The following is a 14,395-nucleotide window of genomic DNA, read 5'->3' on the forward strand; positions in this document are numbered from 1 at the left end:
CGTACCCGTTATGCCCGAGATGTCACCTCCTGGTCCTGGCGGGTTTCTCCTCCCGCCGGGTCCTTCGGGGCGTACAACGAGAAGGGCGGGCGGTTCGGCGGACCGGGGGAGCGGGGCGGATGCACCGGTGGCGAAGCGGCCGGCAGCGCGCGCAGGCGCTGGCCGGGGCCGTCGGGCGGCTGGTCCGCCGGGTGCCGCCGCCCTGGCCGTACCTCATCGGGCTGTTTCTCGGCGCGAAGCTGGTGCTGACCCTGCTCGGCCTGCTGGTCCTGCACGCCTGGGACGGCATACCCGGCGCGCCGCCGCCGGACGAGGCGCTGATGTGGGCGCAGCAGCGCGAGGTCTCCGGGCATCGGTGGATCTCCTTCTGGTTCGCCTGGGACGCGCTGCTCTACCTACGGTTGAGCGAGCTGCCGCTGACCGGGCGGCCGTGGGGCGACTTCGGCTTCCCGCTGCTCTACCCCTTCCTTGCCCGGCCGGTCGGCGCGCTGCTCGGCGGCGACAACGCGCTGGCCCTGCTGTTGATCAGCAACGTCGCGTTCCTGGGCGCCCTGGTGTACGGCTACCGGCTGGCCGAGCTGCTCTTGGGCGACGCGGACGCGGCCCGCCGCTTCACCCGCTACCTGGTGCTCCTGCCGACGGCCTTCCTGTTCCAGGCCGCGCTGACCGAGTCGCTGTTCGTCTGCCTCGCGCTGGCCGCGTTCTACTACGCCGAACGTCGCCGGTGGCTGCTGGTCGGGGTGGTCGGCTACTTCCTGGCGATGAGCCGGTCTCTCGGACTGCTCGTCGCCCTGCCGTTGGCGCTGGTGCTGCTGCGCCAGCACGACTGGCGGCTCGGTCCACGCGCCCTGCTCGCGTACCTGCGGACCGGCTGGCCCTTGCTGCTGCTGCCCGCGGGCTGGTTCACCTTCATGGCGTTCTGCCGGTGGCGCGGCGGGGACTGGTTCGCCTACCAGCACGCCCAGAAGGCCGGCTGGGGGATCGAGATGCAGAACCCGGTGCCGGTGGTGGTGGACGCCCTGGCCGGAGAGCCGCGCGACGCCGGACGGGTCCTCTTCGCCCTGGTCGTGCTGGCTGTGCTGGCCGCCGGGTTCCGTCGCCGGGAGCTGCCGTATCTGGTCTACGGCGTGCTCATGGTGCTGGTGCCGCTGTCGATGGGCCCGCCGGTCTACAAGAGTCTGCTGCGGTATCTGCTCGCCGTGTTCCCGGTGGCCCTGGTGCTGGCCCGCTGGGCCCGTCGCGCGAGCGTCGACGTGTGGCTGACGGCGACCCTCGCTGTGGTGCAGGGTGCGCTGTTCGTGCTCTGGCTGACCTACTGGACCCACATGATCATCTGATTGGACGGGTGTCGGCCGGGGCAGGATGAGGCGATGACCGAGCCACTGGTGCGCCTCGACGACCTCGGCGCCTGGCTGATCAAGGGCAACGCGGACGCGGTCGACCTCGCCGCCCGCTTCGCCCGCGAGCCCCTGGTCACGAGCTGGTGCGTACGCCCCGGCTACCGGGCCCGGTTGATGCGCGCCGGGCAGCCGGTGGTCTTCTGGGCCAGCGGCAGCCGTGCCCGCCTGCCGTACGGGGTCTGGGGCCTCGGGTGGGTCACCGGGCCGGCCGAGGCGGGGCCGCCGGGGCAACAGTGGTCGGTGCCGCTGGAGCTGCCCATCCTCCTCGAGCCGGACCGGTTGCCCCGGCAGGCGTTGCGCGCCGACGGCCGGCTCGCCGCCCTGGAGGTGTTCCGTCAGCCGCAGGCGGCCAACCCCTCGTACCTGACGGTGGCCCAGTTCGCCGCCCTGCGGACGTACCTGCCGGTCTGAAGACCCAGCTGGCCTGTGCGAGGCTGCTACCCGTCGTCGCCAACTTCGGGGGAGGCCCGGTGTTCGCCCTGCCGCTGACCGACGAGGTCGAACTGCGCCCGCTGGAGCCGTGGCGGGCCGAGGAGTTCCTCGCCAACCTCGACCGGTCCCGGGAGCACATCCGGCCCTGGGTGTCGCCGACCTTCGTCGCCACCGACCTGGCGTCGGCCCGCGCGGTGTTGCAGCGCTACGCCGATCGCTGGGCCAGCGACAGCGGCGGCATCTGGGGACTGTGGTGGCACGGGACCCTGGTCGGTGGGGTCATGTTCGTGTCGTTCGACGTCACGCTGGGCATCTGCGAGGTCGGCTGCTGGCTCGAGCCGGACGCGCAGGGGAGGGGCCTGATGGCCCCCGCGATCCGCCGGATCATCGACTGGGCGGTCCGCGAGCGCGGCATCCAGCGGGTCGAGTGGCGCACCAACGCGGCCAACACCCGCAGCATCGCCCTGGCCCGCCGGCTCGGCCTGCGCCACGACGGCACCCTGCGGCAGGTCTACCCGAACCCGCGCGGGCGCGTCGACCTGGAGATCTGGTCGGTGCTGGCCGACGAGTGGCTGGCCCAGCCCACACCGGTGCCGCCCACCATCCACTGACGACAGCGGATTTCTGTCGTACCCGGGCGGCACCATCCATTCATGGCCATCCCCGCGCTCACCCCGCATCCCGACCCGCCGCGCTCCGTGCCGCTGCGTGAGGCGCGCACCCGGTTCAGCCAGCTCGTCGCGTTGGCCGAGCTGACCGACGCGGTCACCGTCGTCACCCGCGACGGCGATCCCCGCCCGGTCGCCGCCATCGTTCCCGCCGCCGCGGCCCGCAGCGCTGCCCAGGCCCGCGCCGACGCCGACCGGCTCGCCGCGGTCACCGCCGGCTGGGCCCGCCGCCTCGACGAGCAGCACCGCCGCAGCAGCCAGCGGCACGCCGCCGAGCTGGGCGCGGTCCGCGCGGCGCTGGCCGAGGTGTGGGCCGAGCTGGACCGTCGGGTCGTCCCGGGCAGCGACCCGGCGCTGGCTCGGCTGCGCGCCGCGCACGCCGGCCTGCTCGCCGACTGACCACCCGCGCGCCGCAGGCCGACACCGCCGCGAACACATCGAAGCCGAGGCGGCGGCAGCGTCAGGTCGTGGCCGGGTAGGCGTGTGTCTCGGTCGCCTTGACCGCCACCCAGACACGCTGGCCAGCAATCAGCCTAAGCTGGGCCGCCGCGGCCGGCGTGACGTCGGCGGCGACGCCGACCGGCCCGTCCACCTGCACCCGCACGTTGTCACCGTGTCGTTGGACGCCGGTCACCGTCCCCGCCCACGTGTTGCGAGGGCTGCCCTCGGGCCGTGACGGGTGCAGGGCCACCGCCGCCGGGCGGAACGCGACGAACGCGTCGCCGTCGAGCCGGTCGGCCACGCTGAGGGTCAGCTCCGGCGCGACACGTACCCCGTGGCCCTCGGCCCGCCCCCGATAGAGGTTCAGTCCGACCAGGCGCGCCACGTAGTCGGTGCGCGGGCGTGCCGTGACGCTCGGGCCGTCGCCCTCCTGGACGACGCGCCCACCCTCGACGATGATCAGGCGGTCGGCCAACGCCAACGCGTCCAACGGATCGTGGGTGACCAGGACCGTGGCGCCCGGGTGCGCGGCCAGGTGACGGTGCAGCTCCGCGCGGGTCTCCAGGCGGGTACGGGCGTCCAGGGCGGCCAGCGGCTCGTCGAGCAGCAGCAGTGACGGTCCGACGGCGAGCGCGCGGGCCAGCGCCACACGCTGCGCCTGCCCGCCGGACAGCTGGCGGGGCTTACGGCGCGCCTGGTCGGCGAGGCCCACCCGGTCGAGCCAGTCCTGGGCCGTGGCCCGCGCCGCTCTCCGGTCGACGCCATGCCGGCGTGGCCCGAAGGCCACGTTGTCCAGCGCGCTGAGGTGCGGAAAGAGCAGGTAGTCCTGGAAGACCACGCCGATCGGCCGGCGCTCGGTCGGCACCCACCCGCGTGTCGCCGGCCGGTCCAGGTCGACACCGCCGAGGGTGACGTGACCGGCGGTGAGCGGGTGCAGCCCGGCCAGGGCACGTAGCGCGGTGGTCTTGCCCGCCCCGTTCGGTCCGAGCAACGCGACGACCTCGCCGGGCTCGACCCGCAGCGGCACGTCGAGCCGGAAGTCGCCCCGGTCGACGACCAGCCGGGCCGCCAGCAGCGGCGTGGTCACGGGCCGGTCGTCCGGCGGCGGCGTGGTCACGGAGCAGCCATCCAGCGGTCCCGTAACGCGGCCAGGATGCCCACCGAGACGATCAGCAGCACCAGGCTGAGCACGATCGCGGACTCCAGGTCGGTCTCCAGCGCCAGGTAGACGGCCAAGGGCATCGTCTGCGTACGTCCCGGATAGTTGCCGGCGAAGGTGATGGTGGCCCCGAACTCGCCGAGCGCCCGCGCCCAGCACAGCACCGCACCGGCGGCGAGCCCGGGCGCCACCAGCGGCAACGTGACATGGGTGAAGGTGGTCCACCGGCTGGCACCCAACGTCGCGGCGGCTTCCTCGTAGCGGTGGTCGGCGGCGCGCAACGCGCCCTCGACGGCGATGACGAGGAACGGCATGGCGACGAACGCCTCCGCCAGGACGACGCCCGCGGTCGTGAAGGGCAGCGTGATGCCGAACGTGGCGTCGAGCCAGCCGCCGAGCAGCCCGCGCCGGCCGAAGACGAGCAGCAGCGCCACGCCTCCGACCACCGGCGGCAGCACCAGCGGCACGGTGACCAGGGCGCGGACCAGCCGCCGGCCGGGGAACTCGACCCGGGCCAGCAGCCAGGCCAGGGGTACCCCGAGCAGCAGGCAGAGCAGCGTGGCCAGGGTCGCGGTCTGCACCGACAGGCGCAGCGCCGTCAACGCCCCTGGCGCGGTGAGCCGCTGCGGCAGCGTCGTCCACGGCGCCCGGACCGCCAGCCCGGCCAGCGGCAGGACGAGAAAGAGCAGGCCCAGCCCGGCCGGGATCAGCAGCCCCGCCGGCACCCGCCTCCGTCGTCGGGAAGTGGTGTGATCGCGGACCAGGTTCACGAAGCCGCCTGGAACCCCGCCTCGGCGAGGTCCGCCTGTGCCGACGCCGAGCGGACGTACGCGACGAAGGCCCGCGCGCCGGCCCGGTTCGGCGCGCCCTTCAGCGCGACGATCGGATAGTCGTTGATCGCCCGTGTCGACTCGGGGAACTCGACGCCGGTCACGTCGGTGCTCGCGGCGCGGGCGTCCGTGCGGTAGACGAGGGCGGCGTCGACCTCGCCGAGCTTGACCTTGGCCAGCGCACCCTTGACGTCCTGTTCGAGGGTGACCGGCGTCAACGTGACCCCGGCCGCGGTCAGGGCGGTACGCGCCGCCGCGCCGCAGGGCACCTGGTCGGCGCAGAGCGCGACCTTCACTCCCGACCGGGCGAGGTCGGCGAGGCCGGTCACGCCCTTCGGGTTGCCGCTGGGCACCGCGATCACCAGTTGGTTGCGGGCGAAGACGAACGGCGTGCCGTCGGCCTCGGCGGCGTCCGTCACGGTCGCCATGTTCTTCGGCGCGGCCGAGGCGAAGACGTCCGCCGGGGCGCCCTGGGTGATCTGGTTGGCCAGGGCCGAGCTGCCGGCCAGGTTGAGGGTGACGGTGACGCCCGGGTTGGCGGTTTCGAAGTCCCTGGCGATGCGGGTGAACGACCCGGTCAGCGAGGCGGCGGCGAACACGGTCACCGTGCCGGCGACGCGACCGTCCGGGGTGTCACCCCCGGTTGCCGGGGCGCCGGCTCGATCGCAGCCGGCGGTCGCCAGCACGGCCACCACCAGTGCCGCCGCGACACATCGGGCCCGACGGCTCATCCGTGCACCCTCGCTCCGGAAGGGGCGGTGGGCGCGGGACGCTCCACCACCACCGTCGTCGACTTGATCACGGCGACGGCGACCGAACCGACCCGCAGGTCGAGGTCGTCCACGGCCTCCCGGCTCATCAACGACACGACCCGGAACGGGCCGGCCTGGATGTCGACCTGTGCCATCACCGTGTCCTTGCGGACGTCGACCACGATGCCGCGCAGGCGGTTGCGGGCCGAGGAGAGCCCGACGCCCGGGTCCGGGTCGGCGGCCTGTGCCCGGGCGAACGCCGCGAGATCGACGCCGTCGATGACACGGTGGCCGTGCTCGTCGCGCCCGGCGGTCAGCCGCCCGGCGTCCACCCAGCGGCGGATCGTGTCGGCGCTGACGCCGAGCAGGTCGGCCGCCGCGCCGATCCGGAAGGTCGTCACCGGACCACCATAGCGTCCGCATCTGCGAGGGCGCAGGGCCGAGGAGGGCTGATTCTGCGCGTCGAAGAGGCGCTGTCAGCCGCAGTTGCGAGCCGGGCTCAGGCCGGGCCGCCGGTCAGGGGCGGCGGGGGTGACCCTTGAGGTGTCGGCCCAGCTCCCGGGCGATCTCGCGGTTCGCGTCGCGCTCGGCGAGGGTCTGCCGCTTGTCGTACGTGCGCTTGCCCTTGGCCAGGGCCAGCTCGACCTTCGCCCACCCGTTGTCGAAGTACATTGACAGCGGCACCAGCGTCACGCCGCCCTCGCGGACCTCCTGGAGGATCTTGCCGATCTCGGAGCGGTGCAGCAGCAGCTTGCGGTTGCGGCGGGGCGCGTGGTTGGTCCACGTGCCGTAGCGGTATTCGGCGATGTGCAGCCCGTACAGCATGATCTCGCCGTCGCGCTCGTGCGCGAACGCGTCCACCAGCGACGCCCGTCCCTCGCGCAGCGACTTCACCTCGGTGCCGACCAGCACGATGCCGGCCTCGTACGTGCGCAGCACGGCGTACTCGTGCCGCGCCTTCTTGTTCGACGCGATCAGTCGGCGTTCGGGCTGTCGGGACGGGCTCACCCGGCGACGATATCCGGCCGCCGCCTCAACCCGTCGTCCGGTGCTCGGTGCGCAGGCGCGCCGTCAGGTCCCGTACCGCCTGCGTGAACTCCTCCTGCGACTCGCACGGCAGATGAGCGAGGATGGGTGGCGGCACGCTGTCGCTGGGCGGCGGGACGACGCCCTGCGGGTCGGTCGACCGGCGGTCCACCGCGGCCTCCGGCCCGGCCGGCGTCGCGGTGTCCCCGGGCCGGTGCGGGGCGAAGATCCACCCACCGATCGGGTCGGTGTCGCGCCACAGGTTCACCCAGCGCCAGCCGATGCGCTCGCCGATGTCCCGCAGCACCCGCGTCTCGACGTAGGCGGGGAACAGCCGCGAGTACAGCCGGCTCAGCGGCGACCCGTAGGTGAGCAGTGCGACCCGGTCGGTGACCCGCCGCGGCAGTTGGAGCAGTGTGGCCGCGAGCAGCACCGAGCCGTGACTGTGTCCCGCCAGCAGCACCGCCTCGCCCTGGTCCACCAGGTAGGTGATCCGCTTGGTCAACTCCGGCACCGCCCGTTCGGCGTAGCAGGGCGGCGCGAAGGGATGCGCGCCTCGGGGCCAGAAGGTGCCCAGGTCCCACAGGACGCCCACGTACCGGCGGAACCCGGCCGTCCGGTAGGCGAAGATGCCGCCGATCACGAGCCCGATCAGGATCGCGGCGATCGCGTAGTTGCCCGCCCCGATGAGGAAGTTGACGAAGCTGTCGGGCACACCGAGGTACGCCTGGAACAGGTCGCCGGGATAGAGCTGCAACAGGCCGAGCAGGCTGGTGGCCAGCCCGATCGCGGCGAATGCGGCGTAGACCACGGCGAGGGGTTCCACGCGTTCGGTGAACCGGGCTCGGGCGACCGCCTGCTCGACCCGCCGCAGCCGCGTCGCCGCCTCCGGCGGCGCGTCCGGGAAGTCCGCGGCCACGATCGCCCGCGCGGCCCGCCACCGACTGGCACGGGTCGCGACCGTGACCAGCGCGCCCACCAGCACCGCCGCCGCCACCGCCAGGAAAAACCCGAAAATCGCCCATTTGTACGCCAGTGGCGGGCCGAACGCGAACCGGTCTATCTGCCGCCCGTCGCGGTCCAACACGTCCGCCACGCGGTAGACCAACTCGGCGGAGAACGCGACCGCGAGACCGGCGGCGACCGTGACGAAGACCGGCGCGCCCAGCGCGCGCAGCCGCGGGAGCCGTTGTCCGTCGGCACGCCGTCCGCCGCCGCGCGCCCCGAGCACCGTCGCCGCGAGGATGACCAGCAGGAAGGTCTGGCTGACGAACAACCAGGCCACGATGGCGCTGTACCCGGGCAACATCTCGCTGTGCGGCCAGGGCTCGCCACTGGCCAGGGTGTACGCGATCACCAGGATCGTCAGGCCGCAGGCGATCGTGCGGAGCCCGCGCGTGACGCCCTCCAACCCGGGCACCGGTCTGGTCTGGTCCATGCCCCGTACCCAGGTCAGCAGGACCAGGCAGGCGAGCAGCACCCCACCCGTCGCCACCGCGAGGGCCGCCCGCGCCCACGACGAGTTCTCGCTGTCCCAGGCGGCCAGCAGGCTGCCGTCCAGCGTGGCGAACGCCGCCGCGACGTGCACCGAGCGCAGCCGTCCCACGACCGGAGTGCCGTCCCACTGGCCGACCGCGCTCAACTGCGACACGGAGGTCTCCTGGACCGCGCCGGTGCGGAAGGCGTCGAACGAGTGACTCGGCCGGGCGGCCAGCCACCACACGATCCCGATGGCCGCGACCGGCACCAGGGCCAGCACGCCCAGGCGTACGCCGGGCGAACGCCCGCCGAGCCAGGACAGCCAGTTGCGTCCGTCCAGGCAGCTCGGCGTACCCATGCACCGCCAGGCGACGAGGTCCACCGCCACCCCGACGATGGACAGCACGTAGAGCATCGTGAGGGTGAGTGCGAGCACCCGACCCAACGCGACGACGGCGTGCTTCGCCGAATCGTTGGCCGGGCGCATCCAGAGCGCCACGTTGCAGAGCATGAAGGGCAGCAGGAACACCAGCGACAGCGTCCGTACGGCCGTCCCGGACGGCAGGTCACTCCAGCGGTACGCCTCCAGCGTCACGCCGTCCGTGCCGGTCGAGTCCGGGTAGCCCGGTCGAGGGCGGTAGAACCCGCCGCTGCGGTCTCCGGCGACCTGGTGGACGTGCGGCCGGTCGAGCACCTGGTCGGCGCCCGCGCCCGAGACGCCGTGCACCCGCAGCTCCACGATCCGACCGGTCGGCTCGGTCGGCGACGCGTCCGCCATGGGCCCTCCGCAGGTGTGCGACAGCCGGCGGTCGACGGCGTCGGCCGCCCGCGGCGACGCGGCTTACCCGTCCCGGACCGTGTCACGCCTGCGTCGCTGCCCACGCGGTGGTGCGATTCGACCTCGGGAAGTGGTTCTATTGGCGCCATGGCAAACCCGGTGATCCTGACCGTCGACGACGATCCCGCGGTGTCCCGCGCGGTGGCCCGGGACATCCGGCGCCGCTACGGCGACCGCTACCGGGTACTGCGCGCCGCCTCCGGCCCGGAGGCGCTGGACGCGCTGCGGGAGGTCAAACTGCGCGGTGAGCAGGTGGCGCTGCTGCTGGCCGACCACCGAATGCCGGAGATGACCGGCGTCGAGTTCCTCGAGGCAGCCATGGACATCTTCCCGGCCGCCCGCCGGGTGCTGCTCACCGCGTACGCGGACACCGACGCGGCGATCGAAGCGATCAACGTGGTCGACCTGGACCACTACCTGCTCAAGCCCTGGCACCCGCCAGAGGAGAAGCTGTACCCGGTCGTCGACGGTCTGCTGGAGGCGTGGTCGGTCACCCCGGACGCGACGAGCACCGAGATCCGGGTGGTCGGTCACCGCTGGTCGGCGCCGTCGTTCAAGGTCCGTGACTTCCTGGCCCGCAACCTCGTGCCGTACCGCTGGTTGTTGTCCGACGACCCCGAGGGCGCCCGGCTGCTCGACGCGGCCGGGGCCACCGAGGCGGACGTACCCCTGGTGGTGACCGCCGAGGGTAAGGCGCTGGTCGCCCCCAGCGAGGCCGAGCTGGCCGCGCTGGCCGGGTTGACAGTGGTGCCGGCGTCCGACTTCTACGACCTCGTGGTGATCGGCGGCGGTCCGGCGGGCCTCGGCTCGGCCGTCTACGGCGCGTCCGAGGGGCTGCGGACCGTGCTCGTCGAGCGGCGGGCCACGGGTGGGCAGGCGGGGCAGAGCAGCCGGATCGAGAACTACCTGGGCTTCCCGGACGGCGTCTCCGGCGCGCAGTTGACCGACCGGGCCCGCCGGCAGGCGGTGAAGTTCGGCGCGGAACTGCTCAGCGCCCGCGAGGTGGTCGGCCTCAGCGAGGCCGGCGGCGCCCGGCTGCTGCGCTTCGGCGACGGCAGCGAGATCGCCGCGCACACGGTGGTGCTGGCGACGGGCGTGTCGTACCGGGTGCTCGACGCCCCCGGGCTGGCCGACTTCACCGGTCGGGGGGTGTTCTACGGCGCGGCCGCCACCGAGGCGCCGAGCTGCGTCAACCAGGACGTCTACATCGTGGGCGGGGCCAACTCGGCCGGCCAGGCGGCAGTGCACTTCTCCCGGTACGCCGCCCGCGTCCACCTGCTGATCCGTGGCGCGGACCTGACGGCGTCGATGTCGCGGTACCTGATCGACCAGTTGGAGCGCATCGACCAGATCATCGTGCACCCGCACACCGCGGTGGTCGGAGCGACCGGCGACGACCACCTGGAACGGCTCACCCTCTGCGACACCCGCACCGGGCAGAGCCGGACGGTCGACACCTCCTGGTTGTTCATCTTCATCGGCGCCGAGCCGCGTACCGAGTGGCTGGACGGGGTGCTCGTGCGCGACGGGCGTGGCTTCATCGTCACGGGCCCGGACCTGCTGGCCGGTGGTCGACGCCCGGCCGGCTGGTCGTTGTCCCGCGACCCCTACCACCTGGAGACCAGCGTGCCGGGGGTGTTCGCCGCCGGTGACGTCCGCGCCGAGTCGGTCAAACGGGTCGCCTCGGCGGTCGGCGAGGGTGCGATGGCCGTGTCGCTCGTGCACCGTTACCTGGAGGCCCAGTGAGCGCGAGGAGTGAGCCGGGTTTGCGAGCCCCGCAGTCGCGAACGAAGGAGATGCCGTGACCAGCGAATCCGATCGGCTGACGCCGGCGCAGCTACGTGACCTGTTCCTGTTCGAGGCACTCGACGACGCGCAGCTCGACTGGCTGGCCGAGCACGGCCGTGTGGAGCAGCGCGCCGGTGGCACCCTCGTGTACGGCGAGGGCGAGGCTGCCACCTGCTTCTTCGTGCTGCTGCACGGCGCGGTGTCGCTGAGCCGTCAGGTCCGTGGGGACGACGTCGAGGTCAGCCGCACCGACCAGCGTGGCGTGTACGGCGGCGCCACGCAGGCGTACCTCGGTGACCAGGTCGAGCAGACGTACCGCAACAGCTTGCGCGCGGTGGTCGACGCCGAGTTCTTCGTGCTGCCGGCGGAGGACTTCGCGCACGCCCTGCGGTCCTGGTTCCCGATGCCGATGCACCTGTTGGAGGGGCTGTTCTTCGGCATGCGCGACAGCCAGACCATCGTGGGTGAGCGGGAGCGGCTGCTGGCGCTCGGTTCGCTCTCGGCGGGGCTGACCCACGAGCTGAACAATCCGGCCGCGGCGGCGGTGCGGGCGACGTCGGTGCTGCGCGAACGGGTAGCGGGTATGCGGCACAAGCTCGCGATGATCGCCGACGGGCGGCTCGACGGCCGGGCGTTGCACGGGCTGGTCGCGTTGCAGGAGGAGGCGGTCGCCCGGGTGGCGACAGCGCCGAAGCTGAGCCCGGTCGCCACCGCCGACGCCGAGGACCTGCTCACCGACTGGCTGGAGGAGCACGGTGTCGGTGGCGCGTGGGACCTGGCACCCATCCTGGTCGCCGGCGGTCTGGACGCGGCGTGGCTCGGCCAGGTGAAGGCGGCCGTCGGCCCGGCGGACCTGGAGGCCGCGGTGCGCTGGCTGTCGTACACCGTCGACACCGAACTGTTGATGCGCGAGATCGGCGACGCGGTGACCCGGATCTCGGGCCTGGTGGGCGCGGCGAAGCAGTACTCCCAGCTCGATCGCGCGCCGCACCGGGTGGTGGACGTGCACGACCTGCTCGACGCGACGCTCGTCATGTTCAAGGGCAAGATCCCCGCCGAGGTCAAGCTCGTCCGCGAGTACGACCGCAGCCTCCCACCCATCCCGGCGTACGCGGCGGAGCTGAACCAGGTGTGGACCAACCTCATCGACAACGCGTTGGGCGCGATGGGGGAGAAGGGGGTGTTGACCGTCCGCACCGGGCAGGTCGGTGACCTGCTGGCGGTGGAGGTCACCGACACCGGCCCCGGTATCCCGCCGGAGGTGCGCCCCCGCATCTTCGAGCCGTTCTTCACCACCAAGCCCGTCGGGGCGGGCACCGGACTGGGGCTGGACATCTCGTACCGGATCGTGGTCAACAAGCACCACGGCGACATCCGGGTGGAGACCGAGCCCGGGCACACCACCTTCCGGGTCCTGCTGCCGATCACCGAGGACGTGGCCGCGCTGCCCTGACACGCCGACTACCTACAGACATCGAGCGGTTGCGGGCAGTAGTCTCGGGCGGCGTCCGTGCTTCCCGCCCCCCGAGGAGCGTCCGTGGACTCGATGGCCCGCCCGCGTACCGCGCCCCACGACGACCAGCCGGTCGACCCTCTCGACGACGGTTCCGTGCTTCCGGAGCTGGAGGACGCCGTCTGGATGCATCACGCGAAGACGTTCGCGCACACAAGTTTCTGGGCAGTGGCCCGGCGGCTGCCGAGGTTGGTGCGTGAGGCGGTCGCTCTGGCCTGGGCCACCAACCGCGTGGACACTCTCGCCTCCATCGGCCTGAACGTCGCGGCCGGGGTGATGACGACCTTCGGGCTGCTCGCCACGACCAGCGTGCTGCGGGAACTCTTCGCGGCCGGACCGACCCCGGACCGGGTGCGCTCCGCCCTGCCGGCGCTGATCGTGGCCGCGACGGCGGTGTCGGCGCGCGGCGGCCTGACGATCGCCGCCGGTTGGGCACAGGCCCGGCTCACCCCGCAGATCAACTACCAGGTGGAGCTGCGGCTGTTCGAGGCCACCACGGCGGTGGACCTGGCCGCGTTCGACGACGCCGGGTTCGCCGAGGAGATGGACCGCGTCCGCGACCGGGGGATGGGTGAGGCGGCGTGGATCGTCGACCACACCGTCAACCTGGTCACCGGCGTCGTCGGGATGCTCGCCACCGCCGTCGCGGTGACCGTCATCCAGCCGCTGCTGCTGCCGTGCCTGCTGCTCGCGGCGGTGCCCCAGGCGATCACGGCCGTACGGATGGCCCGCCGGGAGTACCTGGCGATGCTCGCCCGGATCACCCGACGGCGGCGGATGTGGATGCTCGCCCACCTGATGGCCAACCGGCACACCGCCGCCGAGGTGCGCGCCTACCAGATGCGTGACTTCCTGCTCGCCGAGTACCGGGGCGTGATGGCCGTCGAGACCCGCGCCCAGCTGCGGCTGGTGCGTTCGCAGACCGGCACCCGAGTGGCCGGCGCCACCGTGGCTGGCCTGGCCACCTTCGGCGTGTACGCGGTGCTCGGCGGCCTGCTGCTCGCCGGCATGGTCGCCCTCGCCGCCGCGGCCACCGCCCTGCTCGCCCTCCAGTCCGCCCGGACCAGCCTGGGCGTCGCGGTCGTCGCCACCAACTCGCTGTACGAGGACGCCCTCTACTACCAGGACTACCGGGATTTCCTGACCCGGGCGCAGGAGCGCGTGCCCGTCGGCGGCAGCCGGACGGTCGACGGTGTCGACACGATCGACCTGCGCGACGTGAGCCTGCGCTACCCCGACACCGACGCCCCTGCGGTCGACCGGGTCAGCCTGGCGATCCGGCGCGGCGAGGTGATCGCGCTGGTCGGCGAGAACGGCTCCGGTAAGACCACCCTCGCCAAGCTGATCGCCGGGCTCTACCAGCCGACCGGCGGAACGATCCGCTGGGACGACGTCGACGCCGCCGAGCTTGATCCGCGTACGCTCGGCGCGCAGGTCGCCGTGATGACGCAGGAGTACTGGAAGTTCCCGTTCACGGCGGGTCAGAACATCCGCGTGGGCCGGCATGACCGTACGCCCGACCGCCCCGGCCCCAGCGTGCAGGAGGCGGCCGACGCGGCCGCCGCCCACGACATGATCGTCGGTCTGCCGCACGGCTACGACACCCTGCTCGACCGGGAGTTCAAGAACGGTCACGAGCTGTCCGGCGGGCAGTGGCAACGGCTGGTCGCCGCGCGGGGCCTCTACCGCGACGCCGCCCTGCTGATCTGCGACGAGCCGTCGGCGGCCCTGGACGCCCGCGCCGAACACGCCCTGTTCCAGCACCTGCGCCGTCGAGCCGACCGCGCGGTCGTCCTGATCACCCACCGGTTGGCGAACGTCCGGCACGCCGACCGGATCTTCGTGATGGATCGGGGCCGCCTCGTCCAGCAGGGCAACCACGACGAGCTGATGGCGGCCGGGGGCCTCTACCGCGAGCTGTTCGAACTACAGGCGAGCGGCTACCGCGCCAACACCGACGAAGCGCGCACCCACTAACGCCCCGCGTGTGCGCGCCCCGCCCCCCGCCCTCCACCCCCGCCCCCACCGGCCGCCCCACCCGGTGGAGCAGGTGGTCGTCGGGCGCCACC

General features: G+C 73.0%; 13 protein-coding genes. 7 read left to right on the top strand and 6 right to left on the bottom strand.

Annotation, left to right across the window (positions count from 1 at the left end; all coding sequences use genetic code 11):
- The first annotated feature begins 119 nt into the window (after positions 1 to 119).
- Genes ABZU91_RS28195 through ABZU91_RS28210 form a run of 4 tightly spaced genes read left to right on the top strand, consistent with a single transcriptional unit; the run spans position 120 to position 2,899 of the window.
- Positions 120 to 1,337 carry a hypothetical protein gene (locus tag ABZU91_RS28195; RefSeq protein ID WP_355246730.1) on the top strand — a complete coding sequence of 406 codons (1,218 nt, stop codon included), beginning with the start codon at positions 120 to 122 and terminating at the stop codon, positions 1,335 to 1,337.
- Between the two features lie 33 nt (positions 1,338 to 1,370).
- Positions 1,371 to 1,811: a hypothetical protein gene (locus ABZU91_RS28200; RefSeq protein ID WP_355246732.1), complete on the top strand. Its 441-nt coding sequence runs from the start codon at positions 1,371 to 1,373 to the stop codon at positions 1,809 to 1,811.
- A gap of 59 nt (positions 1,812 to 1,870) precedes the next feature.
- The gene (locus tag ABZU91_RS28205) at positions 1,871 to 2,443 is read left to right on the top strand and encodes a GNAT family protein (RefSeq protein ID WP_355246734.1); all 573 of its coding nucleotides are present in this window, start codon (positions 1,871 to 1,873) and stop codon (positions 2,441 to 2,443) included.
- 42 nt (positions 2,444 to 2,485) lie between these two features.
- Entirely contained in the window at positions 2,486 to 2,899 is a 414-nt protein-coding gene (locus tag ABZU91_RS28210) for a type II toxin-antitoxin system prevent-host-death family antitoxin (protein ID WP_355246736.1), read from the top strand.
- A gap of 61 nt (positions 2,900 to 2,960) precedes the next feature.
- Here the strand turns inward: ABZU91_RS28210 and ABZU91_RS28215 are convergent, their stop codons facing one another.
- The 6 genes from ABZU91_RS28215 to ABZU91_RS28240 all read right to left on the bottom strand — a co-directional run bounded on the left by ABZU91_RS28215 (position 2,961) and on the right by ABZU91_RS28240 (position 8,965).
- Entirely contained in the window at positions 2,961 to 4,028 is a 1,068-nt protein-coding gene (locus ABZU91_RS28215; RefSeq protein ID WP_355246769.1) for an ABC transporter ATP-binding protein, read from the bottom strand.
- Positions 4,029 to 4,054: 26 nt separating this feature from the next.
- A complete protein-coding gene (gene modB / locus ABZU91_RS28220) occupies positions 4,055 to 4,870 on the bottom strand; it encodes a molybdate ABC transporter permease subunit (protein ID WP_355246739.1) in 816 nt (271 codons plus the stop codon).
- Entirely contained in the window at positions 4,867 to 5,661 is a 795-nt protein-coding gene (gene modA / locus ABZU91_RS28225; protein WP_355246742.1) for a molybdate ABC transporter substrate-binding protein, read from the bottom strand. Before modA ends, modB begins: the two co-directional genes overlap by 4 nt.
- Positions 5,658 to 6,083, bottom strand: a complete 426-nt coding sequence (locus ABZU91_RS28230; protein WP_355246745.1) for a TOBE domain-containing protein — start codon at positions 6,081 to 6,083, stop codon at positions 5,658 to 5,660. Before ABZU91_RS28230 ends, modA begins: the two co-directional genes overlap by 4 nt.
- Before the next feature lie 115 nt (positions 6,084 to 6,198).
- Positions 6,199 to 6,690, bottom strand: coding sequence for an SsrA-binding protein SmpB (gene smpB / locus ABZU91_RS28235; protein ID WP_355246748.1), 492 nt, complete (start codon positions 6,688 to 6,690; stop codon positions 6,199 to 6,201).
- A gap of 25 nt (positions 6,691 to 6,715) precedes the next feature.
- The gene (locus ABZU91_RS28240; protein WP_355246751.1) at positions 6,716 to 8,965 is read right to left on the bottom strand and encodes a hypothetical protein; all 2,250 of its coding nucleotides are present in this window, start codon (positions 8,963 to 8,965) and stop codon (positions 6,716 to 6,718) included.
- A gap of 147 nt (positions 8,966 to 9,112) precedes the next feature.
- Here ABZU91_RS28240 and ABZU91_RS28245 point away from each other — a divergent pair, with 147 nt between their 5' ends.
- The 3 genes from ABZU91_RS28245 (at position 9,113) to ABZU91_RS28255 (ending at position 14,303) form a co-directional block, all read left to right on the top strand.
- Positions 9,113 to 10,771, top strand: a complete 1,659-nt coding sequence (locus ABZU91_RS28245) for an FAD-dependent oxidoreductase (protein ID WP_355246754.1) — start codon at positions 9,113 to 9,115, stop codon at positions 10,769 to 10,771.
- A 55-nt stretch (positions 10,772 to 10,826) separates the two neighbouring features.
- Complete coding sequence (locus tag ABZU91_RS28250) at positions 10,827 to 12,266, top strand: ATP-binding protein (protein WP_355246757.1); 1,440 nt, start codon at positions 10,827 to 10,829, stop codon at positions 12,264 to 12,266.
- 93 nt (positions 12,267 to 12,359) lie between these two features.
- Entirely contained in the window at positions 12,360 to 14,303 is a 1,944-nt protein-coding gene (locus tag ABZU91_RS28255; RefSeq protein ID WP_355246772.1) for an ABC transporter ATP-binding protein, read from the top strand.
- The last annotated feature ends 92 nt before the right edge of the window (positions 14,304 to 14,395 follow it).

Source organism: Micromonospora sp. NPDC005174, assembly GCF_040608495.1.
Taxonomy (GTDB): Bacteria; Actinomycetota; Actinomycetes; order Mycobacteriales; family Micromonosporaceae; genus Micromonospora.